This window comes from Sphingomonas metalli (assembly GCF_014641735.1).
Classification (GTDB): Bacteria; Pseudomonadota; Alphaproteobacteria; order Sphingomonadales; family Sphingomonadaceae; genus Sphingomonas; species Sphingomonas metalli.
On sequence record NZ_BMIH01000001.1, the window covers coordinates 251456 to 278186 of the forward strand.

The window sequence follows — 26731 nt, forward strand, 5'->3', positions numbered from 1 at the left end:
GCCGCACTGAGGACTCGCGTGAACGCGGCCCCATAGCGGCTGATTTTCTTCGGCGCCAGCCCCTAGCCACAGCTTGGGCCGACAGGCCGACACGGGAGCCGGTCCCGCGTCGTCCAGCTTCGGTCTTCGACAGGCCGGGGGCAGACCCGCTGCCCCCCGCATGCCTCAGGCGAGCTTCGCCTTCACCTCGTCGGCGACGTTCTGCGGCACTTCGTCATAGTGCGAGAACTGCATCGAATACTGCGCGCGACCCTGGGTGAAGGAGCGCAGGGCGTTCACGTAGCCGAACATGTTGGCCAGCGGCACCATCGCCTCGACCGTCTGCGCATTGCCGCGGCTGTCGGTGCCCTGGATCTGGCCGCGGCGGCTGTTCATGTCGCCGATGACGTCGCCTAGATAGTCCTCCGGGGTGACGACCTCGACCTTCATGACCGGCTCGAGCAGCGTGATGCCCGCCTTCTGCGCCGCTTCGCGCATCGCGCCGCGGGCACAGATCTCGAACGCCAGCGCCGACGAGTCGACGTCGTGATAGGCGCCGTCGTACAGCAGGACCTCGAAGTCGATGATCGGGAAGCCGACCAGCGAACCGGTCTCCGCGGTCTCGCGGAAGCCCTTCTCGATCGCGGGGATATATTCCTTCGGAACGTTACCGCCCTTGACCTCGTCCTTGAACACGAAGCCGCTGCCGCGCTCGCCCGGGGTCAGCTTGACCTTCACGCGACCGAACTGGCCGGTGCCGCCCGACTGCTTCTTGTGGGTATAGTCGATGTCGACCGGCTTCTTCAGATACTCGCGATATGCCACCTGCGGCGCACCGACATTCGCCTCGACCTTGAACTCGCGCTTCATGCGGTCGACCAGGATCTCGAGATGGAGCTCGCCCATGCCCTTGATGATGGTCTGGCCCGACTCGGCGTCCGAGGTTACGCGGAACGAGGGGTCTTCGCGCGCGAGACGATTGAGCGCGACGCCCATCTTCTCCTGGTCGGCCTTGGTCTTCGGCTCCACCGACAGCTCGATCACGGGCTCGGGGAATTCCATCCGCTCGAGGATGATCGGCTGGGCCTGCGCGCACAGCGTGTCGCCCGTGGTGGTGTCCTTCAGACCCGCCAGCGCGACGATGTCGCCGGCATAGGCCTCCTGGATGTCCTCGCGGCTGTTCGCATGCATCAGCAGCATGCGGCCGACCTTTTCCTTCTTGTCCTTGACCGAGTTCAGCACCTGCGACGCGGTCTCGAGCTTGCCCGAATAGATGCGGGCGAAGGTCAGCGTACCCACGAACGGATCGTTCATGATCTTGAACGCCAGCGCCGAGAAGGGCTCGGTGTCCGAGGACGGACGCTCGTCCGGCGTCTCGCCGTCGAGCTTGACGCCCTTGATCGCCGGCACGTCGAGCGGGCTCGGCAGATAGTCGACGACGGCGTCGAGCAGGGGCTGCACGCCCTTGTTCTTGAACGCCGAACCGCAGACGATCGGCACGAACGCCATGCTCAGCGTACCCTTGCGGATCAGCTTCTTCAGGTCGGCGACCGACGGCTCGTTGCCCTCGAGATACGCCTCCATCAGATCGTCGTCCTGCTCGACGGCCATCTCGATCAGGTCGCTGCGATACTTGGCGGCCTTCTCCTTCAGGTCATCGGGGATGTCCTGATATTCGAACTTCGCGCCCAGCGACTCTTCGAGCCAGATGATCGCGCGGTTGTTGACCAGGTCGACCAGACCCTTGAAGCCGCCCTCGATGCCGATCGGCAGGTACAACACCGCCGGACGCGCGCCCAGGCGCTCGATGATCGAGTTGACGCAGAAATAGAAGTCGGCGCCGGTACGGTCGAGCTTGTTGACGAAGCACATGCGCGGCACGCCGTACTTGTCGGCCTGGCGCCACACCGTCTCGGACTGCGGCTCCACACCCGCAACGCCGTCGAAGCAGGCGACCGCGCCGTCGAGCACGCGCAGCGAACGCTCCACCTCGATGGTGAAGTCGACGTGGCCCGGCGTGTCGATGATGTTGATCCGGTGCTCGGGGCCCTGGCCCTCTTCCGCCTTCCAGAAGCAGGTCGTCGCCGCCGAGGTGATCGTGATCCCGCGCTCCTGCTCCTGCTCCATCCAGTCCATCGTCGCGGTGCCCTCGTGCACTTCGCCGATCTTGTAGGACTTGCCGGTGTAGTAGAGGATGCGCTCGGTCGTCGTCGTCTTGCCGGCGTCGATATGCGCCATGATGCCGATGTTGCGATACTGTTCGAGCGGATGGCTGCGGGCCATGGTCGGGCTTCCTTAGCGATGTGGGGAGCAGGCCCTTGGCCAGCTCCCCACGATATAGGTCAGATTTAAGACGCTTCCAAGACGGAAGCCGGCCTTACCAGCGATAGTGGCTGAAGGCGCGGTTCGCTTCCGCCATGCGGTGCGTATCCTCGCGCTTCTTCACCGCATTGCCGCGATTGTTGGCCGCGTCGAGCAGTTCGCCCGACAGGCGCGCGGCCATGGTGTTCTCGCTGCGGTTGCGGGCGGCGGTGATCAGCCAGCGGATCGCCAGCGCCTGCGCACGCTCGGGACGCACCTCGACCGGAACCTGATAGGTCGCACCGCCGACGCGGCGGCTGCGGACCTCGATGCCCGGCTTGATGTTGTTCAGCGCATCATGGAACACGCCCAGCGGCTCGCGCTTCGCGCGGGTCTCGACGGTTTCGAGCGCACCGTAGACGATGAGTTCGGCGACGGACTTCTTGCCGTCCAGCATCACCGAATTCATGAACTTGGACAGGACCACATCTCCGAACTTCGGATCGGGCAGGATTTCCCGCTTCTCGGGACGACGACGACGTGCCATTTTCTCTTCCTTCAAACTTCAGCCGGATCCGGAACCTGTCCGGGGCTTACTGGGGATTACTTCGGACGCTTGGCGCCGTACTTCGAACGCGACTGGCGGCGATCCTTCACGCCCTGCGTGTCGAGCACGCCGCGCAGCACGTGATAGCGCACGCCCGGAAGGTCGCGCACACGGCCGCCGCGGAATGTAGCTGATGACTTCGCGGCTGTTGGTCAGGCGGACCTTGGCCACCTTGCGCAGCGCCGAGTTCGGCTTCTTCGGGGTCGTCGTGTAGACACGGGTGCAGACGCCGCGCTTCTGCGGGTTCTGCTCCATCGCAGGGACCTTGGACTTGGCCTTCTGCGGCTCGCGGCCCTTGCGGACCAGCTGGTTGATCGTGGGCATTGAAGCCTTCACCTTTCACATGGTTACTTTGCTGGAGCGGTTACCGAATGCAAAACGGAGCCAAGAGGGCGCACCATGTTGGTCGCCCGAGGCCCCATGACATTCCAGCAATGTTCAAGCATGCCCGAGAAGAGCGGGTCGCCCCGGACGGGTCGCGCCTTACACAGGCCGGTCCGCCGCGTCAATCGGTGGAACCGGGCATGCGACAAGCATGCTTGCGAAGCGCCGAACATGCCGCTACACGCCGCATCCGCACAGGGGTGTAGCTCAGTTGGTTAGAGCGTCGGTCTCCAAAACCGAAGGCCCTCGGTTCGAGTCCGAGCTCCCCTGCCATCTCTCCCAGCATCGGCGTGCACGGCGGAGCCTTAGGGCCGGCGGCTCGTTGCTGCGTCCGTTCCGGAGGACGAGATGATGACCGACCCAGCCGCCATGCCCGTCGAATTGCTGATCCTGGGCGCCTCGGTGCTTCTGCTGCTGGTCCATCTCGGTATCCAGGGCCAATCCGCCACGCGGGAACGCGGTGTCGCGTGGAACGCCGGGCCGCGGGACGAGGCGGTCCCGCCGCTCGGGCGCCTCGCCGGCCGTGCCGAACGCGCCCGCGACAATTTCCTGGAGACCTATCCGGCGTTCATCGCGCTGGCCCTGGCGCTGGTGCTCGCGTCACGTACCGGCGACGTAGGCACCCTCGGGGCCTGGATCTGGATCGGCGCGCGGGTCGTGTACCTGCCGCTCTACCTGCTCGGCATCCCTTATCTGCGCAGCCTCGTCTGGCTCGTTTCGATCGCGGGACTGCTGCTGATGCTCGCGCGGCTGTTCGGCTTCGTCTGACCGGTTCAGCGCGCCACGCCCTGCTCGGACACGGGGCTGATCGGCTGGGCGGGGGCGGCACTGAGCGTCCGGACCAGGGTTTCGAAGCGTCCGGCTTCGATGCGGATCTCGTTGAAGGCCGCCGGATGGTTGCGGATCCGCTTGGACAGGGTCCCGGCCCCGATCATCCGCACGGTGCGTCCCGCGCGCTCGACGGGAACGTCGAACGGATCATGGACATGCCCCGACAGCACGGCATCCGCGCCGGCCTCGGCAAGGGCGGCCAGCGCCTCCTCGCCCCGCCAGGTCTTGGCGGTCCCCTTCGTCCCGCCTTCGATCAGCGGGTGGTGCGCGGCGATGAAGATCAGATTGCCCTTCGGCGCCGATGCGATCAAGGCCAGCGCGCGCCGCAGCGAGCCGCGGCCGACATAGCCCTTCGACCAGTTCATCCGCCATTGTGCGCGCGCGATCGTCTTGAGGGGGACGATCGTGACGCCGTCGAGCGCCAGCGGGCGCTCGATCATCCGCTCGATCGCAGCATAGCGGGTATAGGGGGCGATGAAGCGGCGTACGGGATCCCAGTAATAGGGAATGTCGTGATTGCCGATCTCGACGGTCACCGGCGCCGCCAGACTCTTGAGCCACGCGCCGCCGGCGACGAACTCGCGGGTGCGGGCGCGCATGGTCAGGTCGCCGGTCATGATAACGGCGTCGGGCCTTTCCTCCTCGACCCGTTCGGCGAACCAGCGGATCGCCGCCGGATCTTCCTTGCCGAAATGAACGTCGCTGACGTGGAAGAGCTTGGTCATCCCCTCCCCTTTCCGCTCCGCTCCGTGCCCGTCAACCCGCCAGCTCGCATCGCGCTCTCCCTTGCGCAGGCTGAAGCGCGCGAGCCGGCGATCCGGTTCAATCGACCCTTTCCCCGCCCTTGATCACGGCGGCCGGATGCTCGAGCAGCCGCACGTCGCCGAGCGGATCGCCGTCCACCGCCACCAGGTCGCCCCACCGTCCGACCGCGATCATGCCGACATCCTCGCGGCCCAGCGCCGCGGCCGCATTGACCGTCGCGGTCCGGATCGCCTCGGCCGGGGTCATGCCCCACTCCACCATCTTGGCGAACTGCAACGCATTCTGGCCCGCCGGGAAGACCGCGCCATTGTCGGTGCCGAAGATCATCTTCACGCCCGCGCGATGCGCGTCGCGGAAGGTCTCGCGCTGCTTGCGTCCGATCTGCCGCTCCTTCTCCAGCGACTCGGGATGGACGCCGTTCTTCGCGCCTTCGGCAAGGATGTAGTCGTCGTCGTAGATGTCCATCGAGAACCAGGCGCCCTTGTCGCGCGCCAGCTTGAAGGCGGCGGCATCGGCGAGGCTGGCATGCTCGACTGTGTCGATCCCGGCCGCCAAAGCCGCGTTGATGCCGGCGGTGCCATGCGCGTGCGCCGCGACCTTCATGCCGAGCATATGCGCCTCGTCGGCGACGGCCTTCATCTCCTCAAAGCTCATCTGCTGCGCGCCGGGTGCGTCGCGCTTCGACAGGACGCCGCCGGTCGCGCAGATCTTGATGACCTCGGCCCCGTACTTCTTCATCGTGCGCACGAGCTTCCGGTATCCGTCCGGTCCATCGGCGACGGAAGGATTGGGCAGCGTTTCGAAGCGCGGAGGCAGGCCCTCGCTACCGTCGCAATGGCCGCCGGTGGAACCGAGCGCATAGCCTGCAGGCACGATCCGCGGACCGGGAATGTAGCCGGCCTCCACCGCCTGCTTCAGGCCGACATCGTTATAGTCGCTCGATCCGACGTTGCGGACGGTGGTGAAGCCCGCGCGCAGCATCGACCGCGCATTGGCGACGCCGACCGCCTGCCAGAAGCTGTCGGTATAGTCGAACGTCCGATAGCCGCTGATCCGCGCATCGGCATCGAGATGGACATGCATGTCGATCAGGCCCGGCAGCAGCGTCTTGCCCGGCAGGTCGATCCGCTCCGCGTCTGCGGGGATCACCGGGCGGGCACCGCCCCGACCGGTCACCGCGGCGATGCGGCCATCGGTGATGACGATCACCGGCTCCTCGACCAGTCGCCCGCGCTCGACATCGACCATGCGTGCGGCGGTCACGACCACCGTCTTGGCCGCAACCGGAACACTGAACGCCGTGGCGAGCAGCAGCGCGACGATCCGCTTAAAGCGCGTCATGATAGTCCTTCCCCCTGATTTTCGCCGTCTTCTCGCCTCACCGAGGCGGGCGCGTCAATCGCCGGTCCAGCGCATCCAGTCCGCATAGGCGGCCGGCGGCGACGGCAGGGAGAGTCGCGCCGCGGTAACGACCGCGACGACCAAAGCGAGGCTGCACACCAGCCACGACGTCGCCCGGCGAGTCCAGACACCCCGCCCTGCGATCGCAAGAGCGAGCGCTGTCGCGATCATCGCCCAGAGATGATAGCGCAGATCCGCCGCGATGCTGATCACGGCGAAGCTCGCCTCCAGACCCAGCGCGGAGACGAGCAGAGCGCGCGCGATGCCGGCAGCCTCGCCCGCGGCCTTCCACGTCGCCGCCAGCGCGACGGTCGCGAACACGATCCAGAGGATCGGCCAGCCCGCCGGTCCGCCGATCAGCCACCCCGCAATCCCCTGCCAGCCAGCGGCGAGGCGACCGGGTTGCCCCAGTCCGAGATCGTTCGGTTCCGAGCCGGCGGGCGGTGCCGCTCCCGGCCAGCCCTTCGGCACCCAGAGCCTGTCCGTGGCATTCAGATGCGCGATCCGGTGGGCCGCATAGGCGAGCGAATGGGCGATCACCGCCCGGGCAAGGGAGGCGTAAAGGTACGATGCCTTCTGGCTCAGCAGCCGCCCTGTCACCCCGGCGCAGCCGCCCTCGTCACCCAGCGGGTCCCAGAAATAGGATCTTACGCAATGCCGTCGGCGCAGGGTCGCGATCTCGGCGGCGGTGAAGCCGGTCCGCGCGTCGCCGGTGCGTACGGCGATCCCCGCCAGATCGTAGAGAGGCTGGGTCTTCTCGACCCCGCTGACGGCGGCTCCGAGCAAGAGATGGTTGATCGGTGGCGACAGCACGAGCGTGCCGGCGGTGACGATCGCCGCGACGAGCATGCGGCGGGTCCGGCGCGTGCCGGTCGGCATCATGCCCGCGATCAGCGGCGCCACCGCGAAGACGGCGTTGGCGCGAACGAGAAGCGCGAATGCGATGAGCCCGGCAACGGCAAGCCGCCCGGTCAGGGGCAGGCGCACGCCTCTCAACCGGAACCAGCCGATCGTCCCCGTCGCCGCCGCCAAGGCGCCGACCGCCTGCCCGTCCTTGAGGACGGCCGCCTGCCATCCGAGAAAGGGCGGCCATAGGGTGATCAGCCCGATTGCAAGCGCCGCCAAGCGCCGCCCGGACCGGGCAAGCGCCGCGGCGAGCAGTCCCATACCGATCCACCAGCCGGCGAGCTGGAGGAGCAGCATCGGCCCCGCGCCGGGCGTGACGCCGTGGAGCAGCGCCCATAGGCGGGCCATGACCGGGGGGTGCCAGTCGTCATAGACCCCGCCCAGCACCTGTCGGTACTGGACGACGCTGTCATAGGTGGCGAAACCGGGCCAGAAGAGCGCGACGCACGCGACGAACCCGAGCGCTGCCCCGGCAAGCACCGCGCGGGGTGTCGGACGATCCATCACCCGGCCGGACGAAGTGCGCCGGCTTCACGGGCACGGCGGGCGCCAACGCGACGTCGCTCCTGCCCGGCGCCTGACGCGTCGAGGGTCCGATCGCGGCATGCCGGACGGCGCGACCGCGGTCCCGGAACATGCCCGGAGACGGGCCACCGCCCCCGGCACGGGGCCGCGCACGAACGCGGCAATCCCGGATCAGATATGGATGGCGCGGCCATAGGCCGAGAGGACGCTCTCGTGCATCATCTCGGACAGGGTCGGATGCGCGAACACGGTCTCCATCAGCTCCGCCTCGGTCGTCTCCAGCTGGTGCGCGACGACATAGCCCTGGATCAGCTCGGTCACTTCCGCGCCCACCATGTGCGCACCGAGCAGTTCGCCGGTCTTGGCGTCGAACACCGTCTTGATGAAGCCCTCGGCCTCGCCCAGCGCGATCGCTTTGCCGTTGCCGATGAAGGGGAACTTGCCGACCTTCAGGGTATAGCCGGCTTCCTTGGCCTTCGCCTCGGTCATGCCGACGGACGCGACCTGCGGGCGGGAGTAGGTGCAGCCGGGAATGTTCGCCTTGTTCATCGGATGCGGGTGCACATCCGTGTTGCCGCGCGCCTTGGCGATCGACTCGGCGGCGATCACCCCCTCATGGCTCGCCTTGTGCGCCAGCCACGGCGCGCCGGTGACGTCGCCGATCGCCCAGAGCCCGTCGACATTGGTCTTGCCATAGCCGTCGGTGGCGATGTGCCCGCGCTCGGTCGTCACGCCCAGCGCCTCCAGTCCGATCTCCTCGGTGTTGGGGACGATGCCGATCGCGACGATGACATGGCTGTATTCGGTCGTCTCGACCTTGCCGTCCTTGCCCTTGATCGCCGCCTTCACGCTCGCCGCGCCGGACTCGATCGACTCGACGCCGGCCCCGGTCAGGATCTTGATGCCCTGCTTGGTCAGCGCCTTGTCCATGAAGGCGGAGACTTCCTCATCCTCCACCGGCAGGATGCGCGGCAGCATCTCCACGATGGTAACATCGGCACCCATGTCGTTGTAGAAGCTGGCGAACTCTACGCCGATCGCGCCCGATCCGATGACCAGCAGCTTGGTCGGCATCTCGGTCGGCACCATCGCGTGGCGGTAGGTCCAGATCCGCTTGCCGTCCGCCTTGGCGAAAGGAAGGTCGCGGGCGCGCGCGCCGGTGGCGACGATGATGTCCTTCGCCTCCAGCTCGACCGTCCTGTCGCCCTGCTTGATCGACAGCTTGCCCTTGCCGGTCAGCGTGCCGAAGCCCTCGACCACGGTGACCTTGTTCTTCTTCATCAGCCCCTTGACGCCGGCATTGAGCTGGCCCGCCACCTTGCGGCTGCGGTCGACCACCTTCTGCAGGTCGAACGAGGGCTTCTCGCACGACAGGCCATAGGCGTCGGCGTGCGTCATGTAGTGGTAGATTTCCGAAGTCCGCAGCAGCGCCTTGGTCGGGATGCAGCCCCAGTTGAGGCAGATACCGCCCAGCCGCTCGCGCTCGACGATCGCGGTCTTCAGCCCCAGCTGCGCCGCCCGGATCGCCGCGACATAGCCGCCGGGGCCCGAGCCGAGGACGATGAGGTCATAAGTGTCAGCCACGGATCGGCTCCTGTTGTTCGGATGGGGGAAGCGGCGGCACCCGCCGCGGCTGGCGGTCCTCGCCGATGGCGACGAAGGTGAACTTCGCCTCGGTCACCTTGTAGCTGCGGTCGTCGTGGCGCGCGCGCCGCCAGCTCTCCACCTCGATCGTCATCGAGGTGCGGCCGACACGGACGAGCTGCGCATAGACCGACACCTCGTCGCCGACCACGACGGGGCGGTGGAAGGTCATGCCCTCCACCGCGATCGTCACGGCGCGGCCATGGCTGTGGCGCGAGGCGACCGAGCCGGCCGCCGAGTCCATCATGCTCATCAGCCAGCCGCCGAAGATGTCGCCATAGGGATTGGTGTCCGCCGGCATGGCGATCACGCGTACCGCCGGCAGTCCCTCGGGCGGCATCTCCTCGGGATGAAGCATCGTCTCGCCGTCCGGCGCGGTCAGGCGAGCATGCCGAGCGGACGCTCGACCAGCTCCTTGAACACCTTCATCAGCTCGGCGCCGTCCGCCCCGTCGATCGCGCGATGGTCGAAGCTGCCGGTCGCGGTCATCACCGTGGCGACGCCGAGCTCGCCGCCGACGATATAGGGTCGCTTCTCGCCGGCGCCGACGGCCAGGATCATGCCCTGCGGCGGATTGATCACCGCCTCGAACTGCTTGATCCCGAACATGCCCATATTGCTGATCGACGCCGTGCCGCCCTGGAATTCCTCCGGCTTCAGCTTGTTGTCACGGGCGCGCGACGCCAGGTCCTTCATCGTCGTCGAGATCGACGACAGCGAGCGCGTGTCCGCCTCGGTCACGATCGGCGTGATCAGGCCGGCGGGCGTGGAGACGGCGACCGAAATGTCCGCGCGCTTGAACGTCACCAGCTGATCGGGGGTGAACATCACGTTGCACTTGGGCACCGCCATCAGCGCGACGCCCAGCGCCTTCACCAGCATGTCGTTGACCGACAGCTTCACGCCGCGGCTCTCGAGCGAGGCATTGAGCTCGCCGCGGAGCTTCAGCAGCGCGTCAAGCTGCACGTCGACCGTCAGGTAGATGTGCGGCACCTGCTGCTTCGATTCGGTCAGGCGACGCGCGATCGTCTTGCGCATGTTCGACAGCTTGGCCGTCTCGTGCGGAATGTCCGGGATCGCCGCGGGCCTGGGCGCAGGGGCGGTAGCCGCCGCCGGTTCCGCAGGCGCGCTCGCCGCCGCCGCAGCGGCGGGCTGGCCACCGGCCTTTGCGCTTTCGACATCGGCCTTGACGATCCGGCCGTTCGGGCCCGATCCACTGACCGCCGACAGCTCCAGGCCCTTCTCGGCCGCGATCCGCCGTGCCAGCGGGCTCGCCTTGACCCGATCCCCCGACGCGCGCGGCGCGGCGCTCCCCGACGCAGCCGCACCGGCATCGGCCGGACGGCCATGGTCCTCGGCCTGTTCGATCGTGCGCTCGACCGGCTTGGCCTCGCTACCGGTGTTGTTGGGATCGACCGGCGCCGGCGAGCCCTTGAACTGGCTGTCGGTCGGCTCCAGCGTAGAGGCCTTGGCGGCACCGCCTGCGTCGACCGAGGCGGGATCCTCACCCTCTTCCGCCAGGATTGCGATGACCGTGCCGACCTTTACATTGTCGGTGCCCTCGGCGACCAGGATCTTCGCGATCACGCCCTCGTCGACCGCCTCGAACTCCATCGTCGCCTTGTCGGTCTCGATCTCGGCCATGATGTCGCCCGACGAGACCGAATCGCCCTCCTTCACCAGCCATTTGGCAAGCGTGCCTTCCTCCATGGTCGGAGACAGCGCGGGCATCTTGATCTCGATCGACATGAAGATCCTCGAAAAGGGCGATCCGTAGGGCCCGCTCTCTTGCGCCCCCAGCCCGCCGGGTCAACCCCGCCGGCTTGCGCCCGGCCCCGCGCCCCGCCACATGGTTCGCCCTGGGGAGAAGGCTATAGGGGCCGTCATGCGCATCTATCTGACAGTCATCGACGAAAGTCCGGAGGCGGAAATCGCGCTGCGCTTCGCCGCGCGGCGCGCCGCCAAGACGGGCGGCGGCGTCGAGATCCTCACGCTGCTGCCGCCGCAGGAATTCATCGCCTTTGGCGGCGTGCAGGACACGATCGAGGAAGAGGCCTTGCACAATGCCGAGGCGCTGGTCGAGCGCGCGGCGGGGACATTGTTCGAGGAATCCGGGATCGTTCCCGCGCTGACCGTGCGCGGCGGCGACGGGCCCAAGGTGATCCGCGAGATGATCGCCGCCAACCCGGAGATCGCCGCGCTCGTCCTCGCCGCCGCGGCCAGCGGCGCGCCCGGCGCGCTCGTGACCCACTTCACCGGCGCCGATGCCGGAACGCTGACGGTCCCGATCATGATCGTGCCGGGCTCGCTGACCCCGGAACAGATCGACCGCCTGAGCTAGCGACCGGCGCACGCCGGTCGCCTCCGGCCGGCTACTTGCCCGTGCCTTCCTTGCTCAGATGGCGGATGAAGCCGATCAGCCCGGTCTGGCGCGACCGCTTCAGCCGCTCGGCCGCGAGGATCGTCTTGACGCCTCGGAAACACGCCTCGACATCGTCGTTGACGAGGACATAGTCATAACCATCCCAGTGGCTGACCTCATTGGCGGCCCGCGCCATGCGGGCGTCGATCACGCCGGGCGCATCGGTGCCGCGCCGGTCGAGCCGGGCCCGAAGCTCGGTCATGGACGGCGGAAAGATGAAGACCCGCACCACGTCGCCGCCCGCGATCTGGAACAGCTGCTGCGCGCCCTGCCAGTCGATGTCGAACAGCACGTCCTTGCCCGCGGCGAGCATCGCTTCCACTGGCGCGCGCGGCGTGCCGTAGCGATTGTCGAAGACGTGGGCCCATTCGAGGAAATCGTCCTCCGCCACCATGCGGCGGAATTCCTCGAGATCGACGAAGTGATAGTCCCGCCCGTCGACTTCGCCCGGCCGCATCGGCCGCGTCGTCGCCGACACCGACATTTCGAGGTCCGGTTCGTCCGCCAGCAGCTTGCGGGCGATGGTGGACTTGCCCGCGCCCGACGGCGAGGACAGGACGAACAGCATCCCACGCCGTTTCAGGCCATGGGGATCATTCTCGTCGGTGTGCATGTGCGCCTTTGGCCGGCGGCGACGCCGGCCGTCAAGTCATCGCACATGCAGCATGCGGATCAAATCGCCGGCGGCACCCGCCGCGTCGCGCGGTGGCGATCATAGGCCTTCTTGGCGACATAGCCGCCACCCAGCACCATTCCCAGCGGCCCCATGCGGCGCAGCGCGCCGCCAACGAGCGCGCCCATCGCGGCACCCTTGATTCCGCCCGACCCATCGCGCCGATCCAGCTCGCGGCCTACCAGCGCTCCCAGTATCTTGCCGATCATTTCACTTCTCCAAATACCTGATCCTTGAGCGCTTCGGCCCCGCGGAGCACGGCCCAGCCCACGGCGTAGGTGACGACCATCGGCACCACGAGCTTCAGCACGTTGGCCGTCACGGCGCCGATGATGGCGCCATCGCCGACCCCATCGTCCCCGCTCATCCCGTCGATCGCGGCGCCGATGACGCCGCCTATTGCCGTTGCACTCACGTCCGCTGCTCCTTCGTGTCCAGATAGCGCCGCAACAGGAATGAAGTTCCCGGTCAGGAGCCGAGCATCGCCTCGGGCCGCACCACCCGGTCGAAGGTGTCCGCATCGACCAGCCCGAGCGCCGCGCCCGCCTCCTTCAGCGTCAGGCCCTCGGCATGGGCGTGCTTGGCGATCTTCGCGGCATTGTCGTAGCCGATCTGCGGCGCCAGCGCGGTCACGAGCATCAGCGAACGGTCGAGCAGGTCGGCGATGCGGGCGCGGTTCGGCTCGAGTCCATCGACGCAGTGCGTAGCAAAGGTTTCCATGCCCGTCGCCAGCAGGTCGATCGAGCGCAGCACGGCCGCACCGATCAGCGGCTTGAAGACGTTGAGTTCCAGATGCCCCTGCGCCCCGCCGACCGTCGCGGCGACATGGTTGCCCATGACCTGCGCGGCGACCATCGTCAGCATCTCGCACTGGGTCGGGTTCACCTTGCCCGGCATGATCGAGCTGCCCGGCTCGTTGGCCGGGAGTTCCAGTTCGCCGAGCCCGCAGCGCGGCCCCGATCCGAGCAGCCGGATATCGTTGGCGATCTTGGTAAGAGCGACGGCCAAGGTGTTGAGACGGCCCGAGAAGTCGATCAGCGTATCGTGGCTGGCCAGCGCCTCGAACTTGTTGGGCGCAGGCTCGAAGGCGATGCCGGTCAGCGCAGCGAGCGCGCCTGCCACCTCGCGGTCGAAGCCCGGCGGCGCGTTGAGCCCGGTCCCCACCGCGGTGCCACCCTGCGCGAGGCGGGTCAGGCCGTGCTCGATCAGCGGCAGCGTCCGCGTTCGCGCCAGGCGGATCTGCGCGTACCAGCCCGACGCCTCCTGTCCCAGGGTCAGCGGCGTCGCGTCCTGGAGGTGGGTGCGCCCGATCTTGACGATGTCGCCCCAGGCTTGCGCCTTGGCGAGCAGCGCCGCCTCGAGCCGCTCCATTGCCGGCACCAGCCGCCGCGTCGCAGCGATGGCAGTCGCGACATGGAGCGCGGTCGGGAAGCTGTCGTTCGATGACTGGCCGCGATTGACGTCGTCATTCGGGTGGACGGGCGTCTTGCCGCCGCGCGTGCCGCTCAGCGCCTCGTTGGCGATCCCGGCGATCACCTCGTTGACGTTCATGTTGCTCTGGGTGCCGCTGCCCGTCTGCCAGATGACGAGCGGAAACTGGTCGTCGAACTCGCCGGCCGCGACCCGCGCGGCGGCGGCCTCGAGCGCGTCGGCCTTGGCGGCCTCGAGCCCGTGCGCGCGGTTCACCCGCGCGGCGGCCTGTTTGACGAGGGCGAGTGCATGGACGATCTCGATCGGCATCCGCTCGCGCGCGCCGAAGGGGAAGTTGCCGATGGAACGCTGCGTCTGCGCGCCCCAATAGGCCCCGGCAGGAACCTCGATCGCGCCGATCGAGTCGGTTTCGGTACGGGTATCGGTCATGCCGCCACAACCTTTCGTGCTGGTCAGTCGATCCGCTTGGACAGGAAGAAGCGGCTCTCGCCCGGCGGATAGTCGTCGATCTGGCCGAACGCGGCATAGCCGAGCTTTTCGTAGAAGCCCCGCGCCTGGAAGCTGAACGTGTCGAGCCAGATGCCGACGCAGCCCAGCCGCCGCGCCTCGTCCTCCGCCGCCCGCATCAGCGCGCGTCCATGGCCCTGCCCCTTCAGCTCGGGCGGTACCGCCAGATACTGGACGAACAGCCAGCGATAGCTCACGACACCCCACAGGCCACCCGCCGTCTCACCCGCGTCGTCGCGCAGTGCGAGGGCGATCATGTGGCGTTCGGTGGGACCGACCTTGCCGTCATTATGCGCGACGAGCGGCCGGAGAATGGCGTCGCGATCGGCATCCGTCGGCGATTCGATTTTCGCGACAACGGCCATCGCCTAAGCCCCGTTACAGGATGCCGCGGAAGCGGAATTTCCGGATGCCGCCCGCGCCCTATTTCTTACGCTTGAAATCCACGCTGACGACGTTCGATCCGTCCTCGACCGGCTGGGCGACGGGGCCGTCATTCTCGGCCTCCTCATGCGGCTCGGGCGCCTCGTCCAGTTCTTCCTGCGCCGGGAAGCGCAGCTCGAAATTGACTGCCGGGTCGTGGAAGCCGGTGATCGCCGAATAGGGGATGACCAGCTTCGACGGCACCTGGTTGAAACTGAGGCCGACCGAGAAGCGCCGCTCGTCCACCACCAGGTCCCAATAGCGGTTCTGGAGCACGATCGTCATCTCGTCCGGAAAGCGCTCGATCAGCCGCTGCGGGATGTCGACGCCGGGCGCGCGGGTCTTGAAGGTGATGTAGAAATGGTGGTCGCCCGGCAGGCCGCCGGCATCCGCCACCTGGCCCAGCACCCGGCCGACCACGGCGCGCAGAACTTCCGCCACGATCTCGTCGTAGGGGATCAGACTATCGGGCAGGCCGTCGCTCATGTCCCTTGGGTAGGCGTGGCCGCCCCGCAGCGTCAAGATTGCATGGCGCGTCGACAGCGCTATGGAGCGCGGCATGCGCACGGCCACGATCACGCGAAACACCAGCGAGACGCAGATCGCCGTCACCGTCGACCTCGACGGTACCGGCAGTTACGACATCGAGACGGGAGTCGGCTTTTTCGACCATATGCTCGAGCAGCTGTCGCGCCACTCGCTCATCGACCTGCACGTGCGGACCAGGGGCGATCTCCATATCGACCAGCATCACACGGTCGAGGATACCGGCATCGCGATCGGCGAGGCGGTGGCCAAGGCGCTCGGCGACAAGCGCGGCATCCGCCGCTACGGCGATGCGCTGTCGCCGATGGACGAGACGCTGACCCGCGTCGCGCTCGACATCTCGGGCCGCCCCTGGCTGGTCTGGAAGACCGACTTCTCGCAGAAGCGGCTCGGCGAGATGGATACCGAGCTGTTCAAGCACTGGTTCCACAGCTTCGCCCAGGCCGCCGGCATCACGCTGCACGTCGAGACGCTGCATGGCGAGAACAACCACCATATCGCCGAAAGCGCCTTCAAGGGGCTCGCCCGCGCCCTGCGCACCGCGGTCGAGATCGATCCGCGCAAGGGGGATGCCATCCCCTCGACCAAGGGCACGCTGGGCGGAGAGGCCGCATGATCATCATCATCCTGAACTATGTCGTCCCGGTCGAAGAGATCGACGCGCATCGCGGACCCCACCTCGCATGGCTGCACGAGGCGGCGGCGAGCGGCCGGCTGCTCTTCGCCGGCCGGCAGGTCCCGCTCACCGGCGGAATGATCGCGGTGCGCGGCACCCGGGAGGAGGCGGAGGCTTGGGCCCGGACCGACCCCTTCGCCATCCATAACCTCGCCGAATATCGCTTCATCGAGGTCGCGCCCTCGGTCCTGGGGCCGGGGCTCGAAGCGCTCGCCGGATGACGCTGGCGCTGATCGATTACGGCGCGGGCAACCTCCACTCGGTCGCCAATGCGCTGACTGCGGCGGGGTGCCGGGACCTTGCGATCACCGCCGATCCCGATCTGGTCGCCCGCGCGGACCGGATCGTCCTGCCCGGGGTCGGCGCCTTCGGCGCCTGCGCGGCCGCGCTGCGCGCGGTCCCCGGCATGGTCGAAGCGCTGGAACAGCGCGTGCGGCGCGAGGGCGCGCCCTTTCTGGGCGTGTGCGTCGGCATGCAGCTGCTGGCGGACACCGGCGAGGAGATGGGATCGCATCGCGGCCTCGGCTGGATCTCCGGAACGGTCCGGCGGCTGACGCCGCAGGACCCCGCGGCGAAGGTCCCGCACATGGGGTGGAACGACGTCGTCCCTGCCCGTCCCCATCCGTTGCTGGTCGCCGGCGAGGCCTATTTCCTCCACAGCTACGCCTTTGCGGGAACGGACGTGCTCGCCACCACCGACCATGCCGGCCCGGTCACCGCTGCGATCGGGCGCGACACGATCATCGGCGTCCAGTTCCATCCGGAAAAGAGCCAGCATTACGGGCTCGCACTGCTCGAAAGGTTCCTCGCATGGCGGCCCTGATCGTCTTCCCCGCCATCGATCTGAAGGGCGGGCAGGTCGTCCGGCTGGCCGAGGGCGACATGGATCGCGCCACCGTCTATGGCGACGACCCTGCGCATCAGGCGACGCTCTTCGCCGAGGCCGGCGCGGGCCATGTCCACGTCGTTGACCTTGACGGTGCCTTCGCCGGAGAGAGTCGCAACGGAGACGCGGTACGCAGCATCGTCCGTACCTTTCCGGGCCACGTCCAGCTCGGCGGCGGCATCCGCACGCCCGACGCGGTGGAGGCGTGGTTCGACCTCGGCGTCGCCCGCGTCGTGATCGGCACGGCGGCGCTCGAACAGCCGCAATTCGTCCGCGACATGGCGCACGCCTTCCCCGGCGGCATCGTCGTCGCGGTCGACGCGCGCGACGGCATGGTCGCGACCAAGGGCTGGGCCGACGTCTCGACCACCAGCGCGGTCGACCTCGCCCGCCGCTTCGAGGATGCGGGCGTCGCGGCCCTGCTCTTCACCGATGTCGGCCGCGACGGCCTGCTCAAGGGATGCAATGTCGAGGCGACCGTGGACCTTGCGCGCGCCGTGTCGATCCCGGTGATCGCATCGGGCGGCGTGGCGGGGATCGCCGACATCCACCTCCTCGCGCTCCATGCGAAGGACGGGATCGAGGGGGTCATCACCGGCCGCGCGCTCTACGATGGCCGGCTCGATCTCGGCGCCGCGCTCAGCGTGGCGGCGGCTGCATGACGGTCCGCGCCCGCGTCATCCCGTGCCTGGACGTCGCCAACGGCCGCGTCGTCAAGGGCGTCAACTTCGTCGACCTGATCGATGCCGGCGATCCGGTCGAACAGGCGCGCGCCTATGATGCGGCCGGCGCGGACGAGCTCTGCTTCCTCGACATCACCGCCAGTCACGAGGATCGCGGCACCATCCTGGACGTCGTGCGGCGGACCGCCGCGGTCTGCTTCATGCCGCTCACCGTGGGCGGCGGCGTGCGTACCGCCGACGATGCCCGTGCGCTGTTGCTGGCCGGAGCGGACAAGGTCGCCGTCAACTCGGCCGCGGTCTCCCGGCCCGAGATCGTGGCGGAGATCGCCGAACGCTTCGGCAGCCAATGCTGCGTCGCCTCGATCGACGCCCGCCGCAGCGGCGACGGCTGGGAGGTATTCACCCATGGCGGTCGCCGCGCCACCGGCATCGATGCGGTCGCCCACGCCCTTCGCCTCGCCGAACTGGGCGCGGGCGAATTGCTCGTCACCTCGATGGACCGCGACGGCACCCGCGGCGGCTACGACCTCGACCTGGTCCGCGCCATCGCTGACCGCAGCGCCGTACCGGTGGTGGCATCCGGCGGCGTCGGTACCCTGGGCGACCTGGTCGCGGGGATCACCGAAGGTCATGCGAGCGCCGTCCTCGCTGCCTCGATCTTCCATTTCGGCGAGGCCTCGATCGCCGAGGCGCATGCCGCCCTCGCCGCCGCCGGCGTACCGGTCCGCCGCCCGCACGATTGACCGCGCCCGCCGGACGCGCCACGGGCATCGGCCATGGACCCGCTCGACCGCCTAGACGCCACCATCCGCGCACGCCGCGGCGCGGACCCCGCCTCCAGCTACACCGCCAGCCTGTTCGCGAAGGGTCGCGGCAAGATCGCGCAGAAGGTGGGCGAGGAAGCGACCGAAACGGTGATCGCCGCGCTCGCCGAGCCGCACACGCTCGCCTCCGAGGCTGCGGACCTCGTCTTCCACCTCCTCGTCCTGCTGGCCGATGCCGGACTGGGTCTGGACGACGTCCGCGCCGAGCTCGTCCGGCGCGAGGGCGTGTCGGGCCACGACGAGAAGGCCGCTCGATCCCCGCAAGGAACCCGCTGATGCCGATCGACGCCACCCAGCCCTACGACCCCGACAACATCTTCGCCCGGATCCTGCGCGGCGAGATCCCGTCCCGCCGCGTCTACGAGGACGATTATGCGATCGCCTTCCACGACATTGCGCCGCAGGCTCCCGTCCATATCCTCGTCGTGCCGCGCGGCGCCTATGTCTCCTGGGACGATTTCTCGGCCCGTGCGCCGGCCGAGGAGATCGCCGGCTTCGTCCGCGCGGTGGGCAACGTCGCGCGCGAGCAGAGGCTGGTCGAGCCGGGCTACCGCCTGCTCGCCAATATCGGCGGCCATGGCGGACAGGAGGTCGCCCATCTGCACGTCCACCTGTTCGGCGGCGCCCCGCTGGGTCGCATGATCGCCGGCTGAGGCCGAAAGGGCACACCGGCGCCGCACCCACAAGCTGGGGTATTGCGCGACATAGATTTGGCTCTAGGCTCCCCTTTTTTACGCATTCCCTTGGGGGTCCCGCCTACATGATCTTCGACCGTGTCAAACCGCTGGAAGCCATTCTGGCGACTGCGGAGAGCAAGTCGCTCCACCGCACGCTGGGCTGGTTCCAACTCATGCTGTTCGGCATCGGCTGCGTCATCGGCGGCGGCATCTTCGTCCTGACGGCGGTCGGCGCGCAGAAGGCCGGACCCGGCCTGATGCTCGCCTTCGCCATTGCCGGCGCGATCTGCATTGTCGCCGCGCTCTGCTACGCGGAGATCGCCGCGATGATCCCCGTCGCGGGATCCGCCTATACCTACAGCTACACGACCCTGGGCGAGACGATCGCCTGGACGGTCGGCTGGGCCCTGATCCTCGAATATGCCGTCGCGGCCAGCGCGGTCTCGGTCAGCTGGTCGGGCTATTTCAGCGGCACCATCCTCAACCAGTTCCTCGGCATCCATCTTCCTGCCTGGGCGAGCGCAGGACCCCTGGCGCTCGGCGGCGCCCCGGGCGGACTGGTCAACCTGCCGGCCGTGTTCATCTCGCTGCTCATGACCTGGCTGCTGATGGTCGGCACCTCGGAAAGCGCCAAGGTCAATGCCGTGCTGGTCGCGATCAAGGTCATCGCGCTCACCATCTTCTCGGCGCTGACCCTGCCGGTGATCGACTCGAACAACTACAGCCCCTTCCTGCCCGCCGGCGTCTTCGGCGGCATCGGCAGCGGCGTCGGCGCGGTCGGGGCGGCGGCGACGATCTTCTTCGCCTATGTCGGCTTCGACGCGGTGTCGACCGCGGCGGAGGAGACCAAGAACCCGCAGCGCAACGTGCCGATCGGCCTGATCGGCTCGCTGCTGATCTGCACGATCTTCTACATCGTCGTGTCCGCGGGCGCGATCGGGGCGATCGGCGGCCAGCCCGTTCTGGGCGCGTCGGGCCTGCCGCTCGAGGCCGGTTCGGCCGAGCTCGCCCGGCAATGCGCCATGCCGCAATATCGCGAGGCGCTGGTCTGCTCGAACGAGGCACTGGCCCATGTGCTGCGCGTGATCGGCTTCGGTTCGATCGGCAACATGCTGGGCATCGCCGCTAACATCGCCTTGCCGTCGGTCATCCTGATCCTGCTGTTCGGCCAGACGCGCATCTTCTTCGTGATGAGCCGCGACGGTCTTCTCCCGGCCGCACTCAGCCGCGTCCATCCCAAGTGGAAGACCCCGCACATCGTCACGGCGCTGACCGGCGTCGCGGTGGCGATCGCCGCCGCCTTCCTGCCGGTCGGACAGCTCGCCGACTGGGCGAATGCCGGCACGCTCTATGCCTTCATGATGGTCGCCATCAACGTCATGATGCTCCGCAAGTCGAAGCCGGATGCGAAGCGGTCCTTCCGCACCCCCGCGCTGTGGCTGGTGGGCCCGGCCACGATCGCGGGCTGCATCTTCCTGTTCGTGAACCTGCCCTGGCAGGCGATGCTGGTCTTCTTCCTCTGGGGCGCGATCGGCCTCGTCGTCTATTTCGTCTACGGCAAGGGGGCGAGCCATCTGGGTCGCGGCATCGTCGAGGCGCATGAGAGCGACGCCGTTTCCGGTCTCGAGCCGCCGCTCCCCGGCGCCCGCTGACCGGGCGATCGTCGCACACGAAAAAGGGCCGGAGGAGCGATCCTCCGGCCCTTTTTCGTTGCTGGCGTATGAGCCGATCAGGCCCTTGCGGCGAGCGCCTTCATGTCGGCCAGCGGACGCGCGCCGAAATGGCTGATGATCTCCGCCGCGCACAGCGCCCCCAGGCTCAGCGAACGCTGCAGGTCCCATCCCTGCGCCTGCCCGTGCAGGAAGCCGGCCGCGAACAGATCGCCCGCGCCCGTCGTATCCACCACCTGCGTCACCGGTGCGGCCGGCACCGTCACGCGCGTGCCGTCGCGCACCGCCAGCGCTCCCTTCTCGGACAGGGTGACGATCAGCGTCTCGACCTTGGGTGCCAGCGCTGCGATCGCGGCCTCCAGGTCGGTGGTCTCCGTCAGCGACATCGCCTCCGCCTCGTTGGCGAAGATCAGGTCGATCATCCCGCCATCGATCAGCGCATGGAAATCCGCCCGGTGCCGGTCGATGACGAACTCCGCAGAGGCGGTGAAGGCGATCTTGCGGCCGGCGGCGCGGGCCACGTCGATCGCCGCCCGCATCGCCGCCCGCGGCTCTTCCGGATCCCAGAGATAGCCCTCGATGTAGAGATAGGCCGCCGCCGCGATCAGCTCGCGGTCAAGCGCCGCGGCCGGAAGATAGTGCGACGCGCCCAGAAAGGTGTTCATCGTCCGCTGGCCGTCGGGCGTCACGAAGATCAGGCAGCGACCGGTCGTCGGCGCACCGGCGCGCGCGGGAGTGTCGAAGCGGACGCCGGCGGCGCGGATGTCGTGCGCGAACACCTCGCCGAGCTGATCGTCCGCGACCTGCCCGATAAAGGCGGCCCGTCCGCCCAGCGCGGCGATCCCGGCAAGCGTGTTGGCGGCCGAACCGCCGGAGACTTCGCGCCCCGGCCCCATCTTGGCATAAAGCGCATCCGCGGCCTCCGGCGAGAAGACGAGCTGCATCGCCCCCTTGGTCATCCCCTCCCCGGTCAGGAAGGCGTCGTCGCACTGGGCAAGGATATCGACGATGGCATTGCCGATCGCGACGACATCATAAGCGGGGCTGGTCAAGTCGGAACTCCGGTTCGCATAGCAAAGCCGCCGCGATAGAGGGGCCGCCCGGCGCGTGCAATGTTGACGAGCGGGCGTCGGTAGCTCCAAGCCGCTGGCGATGCTCCGCGCGCTGCTTCTCGCTTTCGGTCAGATCGGCGATCCTGCGGTGTTGCGCGTCCTCGCCAAGTCGCTGGGCGTGACGCTCGCGCTGTTCGTCCTGCTGGGCGCCGGGCTCTGGTGGATCATCGAGGCCCTGCTGACGCCCTGGTTCGGCAACGGTGCCGGCGCGCTCGCTGCCGTGGCGGCCACGCTCGTCATCGTCCTTGCCCTGTGGCTGCTGTTCCGGGCGATCGCGGTCGCGGTCATCGGCCTGTTCGCCGACGAGGTCGTCGTCGCGGTCGAGCGACGTCACTATCCGAACGCGCTGGGACGCGCGCGGGACGTGCCGTTTCTTCGCGCGGCCGCCATGGCGATGCGCTCGGCGCTGCGCGTGATCGCCATCAACCTGGTGCTCGCCCCCGTCTATGTCGCGTTGCTCGTCACCGGTATCGGCACCGGCGCAGCGTTTCTTCTGGTCAACGCCTGGTTGCTGGGCCGCGATCTCGGCGACATGGTCGCCGCCCGCCACCTCGATCCTGCGGCGATGCGTCGCTGGCGCGGCGAGACGAGCGGCCGGCGCTTCCTTCTCGGGCTGGCCGACGCCGTGCTGTTCCTGATCCCCGGCGTGAACCTCTTCGCGCCGCTGATCGGCGCGGCGGCGGCAACCCATCTCTTTCATGCGAGGCGCCTGTGAGGATCACGCTCTTCCTTCTCCCGCTCGGCCTGGCGGCCTGCGCCACTCAGCCGGTTCCGCGCGTTCCGCAGAACAGCGCGCCTCCTGCGCCCAGCTTCTCGGCGGCCGGGCTCGAGCGGGTGATGGGCCAGCATGCGTCGACCCTCACGCGCCTGCTCGGCGAGCCCGATGCCGATGTGCGCGAGGGGCCGGCGCGCAAGCTGCAATTCGCCAGCAATATCTGCGTTCTCGACGCCTATCTCTACCCCGGGAAAGACGGTGCCGAACCCCGCGTCACCTATATCGACACCCGCGAGCCCGACGGCAGTGCGATCGACCGCGCGAGCTGCCTGTCCGCGCTCACCCGACGCGACGGAGGCCGCTGAGCCGCGCGCTGGCCCATGCCGCCGCATCGCGGACGGCCGGATCGGCATCGTTCAACAGGTTCGCCAGCGGCTCGAGCAAGGCCGGATCGCCGCTATTTCCCGCCGCGATCGCGGCATTGCGCACCATGCGGTCCCGCCCGATCCTTTTTATCGGCGAGCCGGCGAAGACCTGGCGAAATCCGTCGTCGTCGAGCGCCAGCAGGTCGGCCAGCTCCGGCGCGACGAGTTCGGCGCGCGGGTGGAAGGCCTGGTTGGCGGCAGCCGCGACCGCGAACTTGTTCCAAGGGCACACGGCCAGGCAGTCGTCGCATCCATAGATACGATTGCCGATCGCGGCGCGGAACTCCTCCGGGATCGGCCCCCTGTGCTCGATCGTCAGGTAGGAGATGCACCGCCGCGCATCGAGTCGATAGGGCGCCGGGAAGGCATCGGTCGGGCAGGCACGCTGGCAAGCGTCGCAGCGCCCGCACCGGTCGATCCCGCCCGCATCGGGATCGAGCGCCAGCGTCGTGTAGAGCGCGCCGAGGAAAAGCCAGCTGCCATGCTCGCGGCTGACCAGATTGGTGTGCTTGCCCTGCCACCCGATCCCGGCCGCCGCCGCCAGCGGCTTTTCCATGACCGGCGCCGTGTCGACGAAGACCTTGAGGTCGCAGCCCGCCTCCTGCGCCAGCCACCGGCCGAGCGCCTTCAGCGCCCGCTTGACGACATCGTGATAATCGCCGCCCTGCGCATAGACCGAGATCCGTCCGATCCCGCCCTCCCCCTCCAGAGCTAGCGGATCGTTCGCCGGTGCGTAGCTCATTCCCAGCGCGACGACGCTGCGCACCTCCGGCCAGAGACCCGCGGGGCTCTCGCGATGATGGGCCCGTTCCTCCATCCAGATCATGTCGCCATGACAGCCATCGGCCAGCCACTGGCGCAGCCGCTCCCCCGCACGCGGAGCCGCATCAGCGCGCGCGATCCCGCAGGCCGCGAAGCCCAGCTCGGCGGCCTTGGCCCTGATCCTGTCTTCCAGCTTGTCGAGCGGCACCCGGCCCCGCTACCACGTCCTGTGCGGCGGGAGAAAGACGTGCCGGAACAACGGGCAGAAGACTGGGCGGTCACCGCCACCGGATTGATCAAGCGTTTCGAGGGGAAGCAGGTGGTCGGCGGGGTCGACCTCGCCGTGCCCCGCGGCGCGATCTACGGCGTGCTCGGCCCCAATGGCGCAGGCAAGACCACGACGCTTCGCATGATCCTCGGAATCATCGAACCCGACGAGGGCTACCGCACACTGCTCGGCTGCGAGCGTCCGCGCGACGCCGGCGACCGGGTCGGCTATCTTCCCGAAGAGCGCGGCCTCTATCCGGCGATGAAGGCCCGTGAGGCTATCGCCTTCATGGGCGCGCTGCGCGGTCTGGCCTGGGGCGAAGGGCGGCGCCGCGCCGCGGATCTGCTCGCGCAGGTCGGGCTCGCGCACGCCGCCGACGAGAAGATCCGCAAGCTGTCCAAGGGCATGGCGCAGCTCGTCCAGCTGCTCGGCTCGGTCGTGCATCGCCCGGATCTGATCGTCCTCGACGAGCCGTTTTCCGGCCTTGATCCGGTCAATCAGGAGAAGCTGGAGGCGCTGATCCTCGCCGAGCGCGACCGCGGCGCGACGATCCTCTTCTCGACCCACGTCATGGCCCATGCCGAACGTCTGTGCGACCGGCTGGCGATCATCGCCGGCGGCCAGCGCCAGTTCGAAGGCACGGTCGACGACGCCCGCGCGACCCTGCCTGCCCAGGTCCACTATCAACCCCGGCAACCCAACCCGGCGCTTGCGGCCCAATTGCCGGCCGGCGCGACGCCGGAGGGCGACGGCTGGCGTTTCGCGATGCCCCCGGACGGGATCGAACCGCTGCTGAACCGGCTGATCGCGGCCGGCCACGGTATCGCCGGGCTGACCATCGAGCGCCCGACCCTGCACGAGGCGTTCGTCCGGATCGTCGGGTCCGTCGAGGACCGCCGCTTCGCCGACCGGAAGGCCGCCGCATGAGCCCGTTTCGCCGCGCCTTGCGCCAGATGCTGACGATCGCCCGTCGCGATTTCATCGCCACCGTCTTCACGCCCGTCTTCCTCCTCTTCCTGTTCGCGCCCGCGCTGATCGGCGGCATGAGCACGATCGGCGGACTGGGCGCCGCCAGCATGGCGGACGGGGCCGCCGACCGGGCCCGGCTGGTGGTGATCGCGCCGCCGCCGCTCGCCGCGATCCTCAGCCGCGAGGATGCGCGCCTGCGCAAGCTGTTCCGCCACGACGAACGCCCCTCGACCCTGTCGATCGTCGCGCCGCAACCCGATCCGGCCGCGCAGGCGCGGGCGCTTATGGGCGAGCAGGGCCGCGACACCGATGCCGTCCTCTACGGCCCCATCGACCGGCCCAGCATCCTGGTACCGGCGCGCAGCCGGCTCACCGGCAATTATCTCGAGGCCTTGGCCCAGGCGACCGTCTCCGCCGGCCGGCCCGATGCCGTCGTCGTCAGCGCCACCCGCATCGCCGCACCGCGACCCGCCGTGTCGCTCGGCGGCCAGCACCAGTCGGGCTTCCTGGCGGTGTTTGGCATCTTCTTCCTCACCCTGTTCCTCGCCGGCCAGGTCGTGGGCACCATGGCCGAGGAGCGGAACAACAAGGTGATCGAGGTGCTCGCCGCCGCCGTTCCGCTGGAGGCGGTGTTCGGCGGCAAGCTGATCGGCATGTTCGGCGTCGCCGTCCTCTTCGTCGCCTTCTGGGGCACGGTGCTCGGGCAGGTCGCCGCGCTCATTCCCCCGGCGATAGCGGCCGATCTCGGCACCCTCACCCCGGCCGTGGGCGGACCGGCCTTCGCGATCCTCTTCGCAGCCTATTTCTCCATGGCCTATCTGCTGCTGGGATCGGTGTTCCTCGGCATCGGCGCGCAGGCCTCGACGATGCGCGAGATCCAGATGCTGTCGCTGCCGATCACGCTGGTGCAGGTCGGCATGTTCGCGCTCGCCTCCGCCGCGGCGCGCCTTCCGAACAGCCTGCTCGCACGCGTCGCGGAAATCTTTCCGCTGTCCTCGCCCTTCGCCATGGCAGGACGTGCCGCCAACTCGCCCGAGATCTGGCCGCACCTTCTCGCCCTGGGTTGGCAGGCCCTGTGGGTCGCCCTGTTCATCACCGTGGGCGCGCGCCTGTTCCGCCGCGGGGTGCTGCAATCGGGCGGCGGTCGCCCCTTCTGGCGGCGGCGGCCGCGCGATCCCATATCCGCGGCATGACAACCGATCGCCGCTCCTTCCTGTCCATCGCGGGACTCGCCCTGCTCTTCGGCTGCCGCGGCACCGCCGAGGCTGCCGAGCGTTACCCCGTCCAGCTCACCGACGCCGAATGGCGTCGCAAGCTGCCGCCGGCCGCCTATGACGTACTGCGGCACGAGGGCACCGAACGGCCCTTCTCCAGCCCGCTCAACGACGAGCATCGCACCGGCACCTTCGCCTGTCGCGGCTGCGCCCAGCCCCTGTTCGCGTCCAGGACGAAGTTCGACAGCGGCACCGGCTGGCCGAGCTTCTGGGCGCCCCTGCCCCGCGCGGTCGCTACGCGGACCGACCGGTCGCTGATGATGGAGCGGGTGGAGGTGCATTGCAGCCGCTGCGGCGGCCATCTCGGCCATGTCTTCGACGACGGCCCAAAGCCGACCGGCAAGCGCTATTGCATGAACGGCGTGGCGATGACGTTTCGCGCTGCCTGAGAACGCCCTGAATTCCCGGTAAATTCGGCAAAGGCGAGACTTTGCCTGAGCCACCT

General features: G+C 68.5%; 31 protein-coding genes, 1 tRNA gene and 1 pseudogene. 16 read left to right on the forward strand and 17 right to left on the reverse strand.

What is annotated here, in order from left to right:
- Nucleotides 1–165: 165 nt before the first annotated feature.
- The 3 genes and pseudogenes from fusA to rpsL all read right to left on the reverse strand — a co-directional run bounded on the left by fusA (nucleotide 166) and on the right by rpsL (nucleotide 3211).
- The gene (gene fusA, locus IEX18_RS01515) at nucleotides 166–2262 is read right to left on the reverse strand and encodes an elongation factor G (RefSeq protein ID WP_188656847.1); all 2097 of its coding nucleotides are present in this window, start codon (nucleotides 2260–2262) and stop codon (nucleotides 166–168) included.
- A 94-nt stretch (nucleotides 2263–2356) separates the two neighbouring features.
- Entirely contained in the window at nucleotides 2357–2827 is a 471-nt protein-coding gene (gene rpsG, locus IEX18_RS01520; protein ID WP_188656848.1) for a 30S ribosomal protein S7, read from the reverse strand.
- Between the two features lie 56 nt (nucleotides 2828–2883).
- A pseudogene (gene rpsL, locus IEX18_RS01525) lies at nucleotides 2884–3211 on the reverse strand (30S ribosomal protein S12).
- Nucleotides 3212–3467: 256 nt separating this feature from the next.
- Here rpsL and IEX18_RS01530 point away from each other — a divergent pair.
- A tRNA-Trp gene (locus tag IEX18_RS01530) sits at nucleotides 3468–3544 on the forward strand.
- Between the two features lie 75 nt (nucleotides 3545–3619).
- A complete protein-coding gene (locus IEX18_RS01535) occupies nucleotides 3620–4039 on the forward strand; it encodes an MAPEG family protein (RefSeq protein ID WP_229664296.1) in 420 nt (139 codons plus the stop codon).
- Between the two features lie 5 nt (nucleotides 4040–4044).
- Here IEX18_RS01535 and IEX18_RS01540 read toward each other — a convergent pair whose 3' ends face one another.
- From IEX18_RS01540 to IEX18_RS01565, 6 genes are all read right to left on the reverse strand, one after another.
- Nucleotides 4045–4827, reverse strand: a complete 783-nt coding sequence (locus IEX18_RS01540) for a metallophosphoesterase family protein (RefSeq protein ID WP_188656850.1) — start codon at nucleotides 4825–4827, stop codon at nucleotides 4045–4047.
- 97 nt (nucleotides 4828–4924) lie between these two features.
- On the reverse strand, nucleotides 4925–6208 hold the full coding sequence (locus tag IEX18_RS01545; protein ID WP_188656857.1) for a Xaa-Pro dipeptidase: 1284 nt from the start codon (nucleotides 6206–6208) through the stop codon (nucleotides 4925–4927).
- Between the two features lie 54 nt (nucleotides 6209–6262).
- Nucleotides 6263–7678, reverse strand: a complete 1416-nt coding sequence (locus tag IEX18_RS01550) for a hypothetical protein (RefSeq protein ID WP_188656859.1) — start codon at nucleotides 7676–7678, stop codon at nucleotides 6263–6265.
- Nucleotides 7679–7870: 192 nt separating this feature from the next.
- Nucleotides 7871–9283, reverse strand: coding sequence for a dihydrolipoyl dehydrogenase (lpdA, locus tag IEX18_RS01555; RefSeq protein ID WP_188656861.1), 1413 nt, complete (start codon nucleotides 9281–9283; stop codon nucleotides 7871–7873).
- Complete coding sequence (locus tag IEX18_RS01560; RefSeq protein WP_188656862.1) at nucleotides 9276–9701, reverse strand: acyl-CoA thioesterase; 426 nt, start codon at nucleotides 9699–9701, stop codon at nucleotides 9276–9278. The genes lpdA and IEX18_RS01560 overlap by 8 nt, the downstream gene beginning before the upstream one ends.
- Nucleotides 9702–9721: 20 nt before the next feature.
- Nucleotides 9722–11092 carry a pyruvate dehydrogenase complex dihydrolipoamide acetyltransferase gene (locus IEX18_RS01565; protein WP_188656865.1) on the reverse strand — a complete coding sequence of 457 codons (1371 nt, stop codon included), beginning with the start codon at nucleotides 11090–11092 and terminating at the stop codon, nucleotides 9722–9724.
- Between the two features lie 136 nt (nucleotides 11093–11228).
- On the opposite strand from IEX18_RS01565, the gene IEX18_RS01570 reads away from it, so the two are divergent.
- The gene (locus IEX18_RS01570) at nucleotides 11229–11684 is read left to right on the forward strand and encodes a universal stress protein (RefSeq protein WP_188656867.1); all 456 of its coding nucleotides are present in this window, start codon (nucleotides 11229–11231) and stop codon (nucleotides 11682–11684) included.
- Nucleotides 11685–11715: 31 nt separating this feature from the next.
- On the opposite strand, the gene gmk is transcribed toward IEX18_RS01570, so the two are convergent.
- From gmk to IEX18_RS01600, 6 genes are read right to left on the reverse strand one after another with little or no spacing between them, the layout of a single operon-like run.
- The gene (gmk, locus tag IEX18_RS01575; RefSeq protein ID WP_229664297.1) at nucleotides 11716–12378 is read right to left on the reverse strand and encodes a guanylate kinase; all 663 of its coding nucleotides are present in this window, start codon (nucleotides 12376–12378) and stop codon (nucleotides 11716–11718) included.
- 59 nt (nucleotides 12379–12437) lie between these two features.
- Nucleotides 12438–12647: a hypothetical protein gene (locus IEX18_RS01580; protein ID WP_188656868.1), complete on the reverse strand. Its 210-nt coding sequence runs from the start codon at nucleotides 12645–12647 to the stop codon at nucleotides 12438–12440.
- Nucleotides 12644–12853: a hypothetical protein gene (locus tag IEX18_RS01585; RefSeq protein WP_188656869.1), complete on the reverse strand. Its 210-nt coding sequence runs from the start codon at nucleotides 12851–12853 to the stop codon at nucleotides 12644–12646. Before IEX18_RS01585 ends, IEX18_RS01580 begins: the two co-directional genes overlap by 4 nt.
- A gap of 53 nt (nucleotides 12854–12906) precedes the next feature.
- Nucleotides 12907–14298, reverse strand: coding sequence for a class II fumarate hydratase (gene fumC, locus IEX18_RS01590; protein ID WP_188656870.1), 1392 nt, complete (start codon nucleotides 14296–14298; stop codon nucleotides 12907–12909).
- A gap of 23 nt (nucleotides 14299–14321) precedes the next feature.
- Nucleotides 14322–14741, reverse strand: a complete 420-nt coding sequence (locus tag IEX18_RS01595; protein WP_188656871.1) for a GNAT family N-acetyltransferase — start codon at nucleotides 14739–14741, stop codon at nucleotides 14322–14324.
- 58 nt (nucleotides 14742–14799) lie between these two features.
- Complete coding sequence (locus IEX18_RS01600) at nucleotides 14800–15285, reverse strand: SspB family protein (protein ID WP_188656872.1); 486 nt, start codon at nucleotides 15283–15285, stop codon at nucleotides 14800–14802.
- Between the two features lie 73 nt (nucleotides 15286–15358).
- Between IEX18_RS01600 and hisB the strand changes: the two genes are divergently transcribed.
- The 8 genes from hisB to IEX18_RS01640 all read left to right on the forward strand — a co-directional run bounded on the left by hisB (nucleotide 15359) and on the right by IEX18_RS01640 (nucleotide 20743).
- A complete protein-coding gene (hisB, locus tag IEX18_RS01605; protein WP_188656873.1) occupies nucleotides 15359–15961 on the forward strand; it encodes an imidazoleglycerol-phosphate dehydratase HisB in 603 nt (200 codons plus the stop codon).
- A complete protein-coding gene (locus IEX18_RS01610) occupies nucleotides 15958–16242 on the forward strand; it encodes a YciI family protein (protein ID WP_188656874.1) in 285 nt (94 codons plus the stop codon). Before hisB ends, IEX18_RS01610 begins: the two co-directional genes overlap by 4 nt.
- On the forward strand, nucleotides 16239–16844 hold the full coding sequence (gene hisH, locus IEX18_RS01615; RefSeq protein ID WP_188656875.1) for an imidazole glycerol phosphate synthase subunit HisH: 606 nt from the start codon (nucleotides 16239–16241) through the stop codon (nucleotides 16842–16844). Before IEX18_RS01610 ends, hisH begins: the two co-directional genes overlap by 4 nt.
- Complete coding sequence (hisA, locus tag IEX18_RS01620; protein WP_188656877.1) at nucleotides 16832–17569, forward strand: 1-(5-phosphoribosyl)-5-[(5-phosphoribosylamino)methylideneamino]imidazole-4-carboxamide isomerase; 738 nt, start codon at nucleotides 16832–16834, stop codon at nucleotides 17567–17569. The genes hisH and hisA overlap by 13 nt, the downstream gene beginning before the upstream one ends.
- Nucleotides 17566–18333 (forward strand): imidazole glycerol phosphate synthase subunit HisF, encoded by a 768-nt coding sequence (gene hisF / locus IEX18_RS01625; protein WP_188656878.1) that lies wholly within the window; start codon nucleotides 17566–17568, stop codon nucleotides 18331–18333. The genes hisA and hisF overlap by 4 nt, the downstream gene beginning before the upstream one ends.
- A 33-nt stretch (nucleotides 18334–18366) precedes the next feature.
- Complete coding sequence (locus tag IEX18_RS01630) at nucleotides 18367–18690, forward strand: phosphoribosyl-ATP diphosphatase (protein ID WP_188656880.1); 324 nt, start codon at nucleotides 18367–18369, stop codon at nucleotides 18688–18690.
- Nucleotides 18690–19067: a histidine triad nucleotide-binding protein gene (locus IEX18_RS01635; RefSeq protein ID WP_188656882.1), complete on the forward strand. Its 378-nt coding sequence runs from the start codon at nucleotides 18690–18692 to the stop codon at nucleotides 19065–19067. The genes IEX18_RS01630 and IEX18_RS01635 overlap by 1 nt, the downstream gene beginning before the upstream one ends.
- Before the next feature lie 107 nt (nucleotides 19068–19174).
- Nucleotides 19175–20743, forward strand: a complete 1569-nt coding sequence (locus tag IEX18_RS01640) for an amino acid permease (protein WP_188656884.1) — start codon at nucleotides 19175–19177, stop codon at nucleotides 20741–20743.
- A 77-nt stretch (nucleotides 20744–20820) separates the two neighbouring features.
- Here IEX18_RS01640 and IEX18_RS01645 read toward each other — a convergent pair whose 3' ends face one another.
- A complete protein-coding gene (locus tag IEX18_RS01645; protein ID WP_188656886.1) occupies nucleotides 20821–21813 on the reverse strand; it encodes an adenosine kinase in 993 nt (330 codons plus the stop codon).
- A gap of 100 nt (nucleotides 21814–21913) precedes the next feature.
- Here IEX18_RS01645 and IEX18_RS01650 point away from each other — a divergent pair, with 100 nt between their 5' ends.
- Both IEX18_RS01650 and IEX18_RS01655 read left to right on the forward strand, forming a co-directional pair.
- Nucleotides 21914–22588 (forward strand): EI24 domain-containing protein, encoded by a 675-nt coding sequence (locus IEX18_RS01650; protein ID WP_188656888.1) that lies wholly within the window; start codon nucleotides 21914–21916, stop codon nucleotides 22586–22588.
- Nucleotides 22585–22953, forward strand: a complete 369-nt coding sequence (locus tag IEX18_RS01655; protein ID WP_188656889.1) for a hypothetical protein — start codon at nucleotides 22585–22587, stop codon at nucleotides 22951–22953. The genes IEX18_RS01650 and IEX18_RS01655 overlap by 4 nt, the downstream gene beginning before the upstream one ends.
- On the opposite strand, the gene queG is transcribed toward IEX18_RS01655, so the two are convergent.
- A complete protein-coding gene (gene queG / locus IEX18_RS01660) occupies nucleotides 22928–23968 on the reverse strand; it encodes a tRNA epoxyqueuosine(34) reductase QueG (RefSeq protein WP_373284521.1) in 1041 nt (346 codons plus the stop codon). The genes IEX18_RS01655 and queG overlap by 26 nt on opposite strands.
- Here queG and IEX18_RS01665 point away from each other — a divergent pair.
- From IEX18_RS01665 to msrB, 3 genes are read left to right on the forward strand one after another with little or no spacing between them, the layout of a single operon-like run.
- Nucleotides 23855–24970, forward strand: coding sequence for an ABC transporter ATP-binding protein (locus tag IEX18_RS01665; RefSeq protein WP_373284522.1), 1116 nt, complete (start codon nucleotides 23855–23857; stop codon nucleotides 24968–24970). The genes queG and IEX18_RS01665 overlap by 114 nt on opposite strands.
- Complete coding sequence (locus tag IEX18_RS01670; RefSeq protein ID WP_188656898.1) at nucleotides 24967–26205, forward strand: ABC transporter permease; 1239 nt, start codon at nucleotides 24967–24969, stop codon at nucleotides 26203–26205. Before IEX18_RS01665 ends, IEX18_RS01670 begins: the two co-directional genes overlap by 4 nt.
- A complete protein-coding gene (gene msrB / locus IEX18_RS01675; protein ID WP_188656900.1) occupies nucleotides 26202–26675 on the forward strand; it encodes a peptide-methionine (R)-S-oxide reductase MsrB in 474 nt (157 codons plus the stop codon). The genes IEX18_RS01670 and msrB overlap by 4 nt, the downstream gene beginning before the upstream one ends.
- Nucleotides 26676–26731: the final 56 nt, after the last annotated feature.

Bases quoted from the DNA above. Each gene is read 5' to 3' on its own strand.
- IEX18_RS01560 (WP_188656862.1), bottom strand. From the start codon at position 9,701: ATGCTTCATCCCGAGGAGATGCCGCCCGAGGGACTGCCGGCGGTACGC.
- IEX18_RS01565 (WP_188656865.1), bottom strand. From the start codon at position 11,092: ATGTCGATCGAGATCAAGATGCCCGCGCTGTCTCCGACCATGGAGGAA.
- hisA (WP_188656877.1), top strand. From the start codon at position 16,832: ATGGCGGCCCTGATCGTCTTCCCCGCCATCGATCTGAAGGGCGGGCAG.
- fumC (WP_188656870.1), bottom strand. From the start codon at position 14,298: ATGACCGATACCCGTACCGAAACCGACTCGATCGGCGCGATCGAGGTT.
- IEX18_RS01635 (WP_188656882.1), top strand. From the start codon at position 18,690: ATGCCGATCGACGCCACCCAGCCCTACGACCCCGACAACATCTTCGCC.
- IEX18_RS01595 (WP_188656871.1), bottom strand. From the start codon at position 14,741: ATGGCCGTTGTCGCGAAAATCGAATCGCCGACGGATGCCGATCGCGAC.
- hisH (WP_188656875.1), top strand. From the start codon at position 16,239: ATGACGCTGGCGCTGATCGATTACGGCGCGGGCAACCTCCACTCGGTC.
- IEX18_RS01600 (WP_188656872.1), bottom strand. From the start codon at position 15,285: ATGAGCGACGGCCTGCCCGATAGTCTGATCCCCTACGACGAGATCGTG.
- gmk (WP_229664297.1), bottom strand. From the start codon at position 12,378: ATGCACACCGACGAGAATGATCCCCATGGCCTGAAACGGCGTGGGATG.
- IEX18_RS01550 (WP_188656859.1), bottom strand. From the start codon at position 7,678: ATGGATCGTCCGACACCCCGCGCGGTGCTTGCCGGGGCAGCGCTCGGG.
- IEX18_RS01610 (WP_188656874.1), top strand. From the start codon at position 15,958: ATGATCATCATCATCCTGAACTATGTCGTCCCGGTCGAAGAGATCGAC.
- IEX18_RS01545 (WP_188656857.1), bottom strand. From the start codon at position 6,208: ATGACGCGCTTTAAGCGGATCGTCGCGCTGCTGCTCGCCACGGCGTTC.
- IEX18_RS01535 (WP_229664296.1), top strand. From the start codon at position 3,620: ATGATGACCGACCCAGCCGCCATGCCCGTCGAATTGCTGATCCTGGGC.
- IEX18_RS01650 (WP_188656888.1), top strand. From the start codon at position 21,914: ATGCTCCGCGCGCTGCTTCTCGCTTTCGGTCAGATCGGCGATCCTGCG.
- hisF (WP_188656878.1), top strand. From the start codon at position 17,566: ATGACGGTCCGCGCCCGCGTCATCCCGTGCCTGGACGTCGCCAACGGC.
- IEX18_RS01640 (WP_188656884.1), top strand. From the start codon at position 19,175: ATGATCTTCGACCGTGTCAAACCGCTGGAAGCCATTCTGGCGACTGCG.
- IEX18_RS01570 (WP_188656867.1), top strand. From the start codon at position 11,229: ATGCGCATCTATCTGACAGTCATCGACGAAAGTCCGGAGGCGGAAATC.
- IEX18_RS01630 (WP_188656880.1), top strand. From the start codon at position 18,367: ATGGACCCGCTCGACCGCCTAGACGCCACCATCCGCGCACGCCGCGGC.
- IEX18_RS01670 (WP_188656898.1), top strand. From the start codon at position 24,967: ATGAGCCCGTTTCGCCGCGCCTTGCGCCAGATGCTGACGATCGCCCGT.
- hisB (WP_188656873.1), top strand. From the start codon at position 15,359: ATGCGCACGGCCACGATCACGCGAAACACCAGCGAGACGCAGATCGCC.
- msrB (WP_188656900.1), top strand. From the start codon at position 26,202: ATGACAACCGATCGCCGCTCCTTCCTGTCCATCGCGGGACTCGCCCTG.
- rpsG (WP_188656848.1), bottom strand. From the start codon at position 2,827: ATGGCACGTCGTCGTCGTCCCGAGAAGCGGGAAATCCTGCCCGATCCG.
- IEX18_RS01540 (WP_188656850.1), bottom strand. From the start codon at position 4,827: ATGACCAAGCTCTTCCACGTCAGCGACGTTCATTTCGGCAAGGAAGAT.
- IEX18_RS01580 (WP_188656868.1), bottom strand. From the start codon at position 12,647: ATGATCGGCAAGATACTGGGAGCGCTGGTAGGCCGCGAGCTGGATCGG.
- fusA (WP_188656847.1), bottom strand. From the start codon at position 2,262: ATGGCCCGCAGCCATCCGCTCGAACAGTATCGCAACATCGGCATCATG.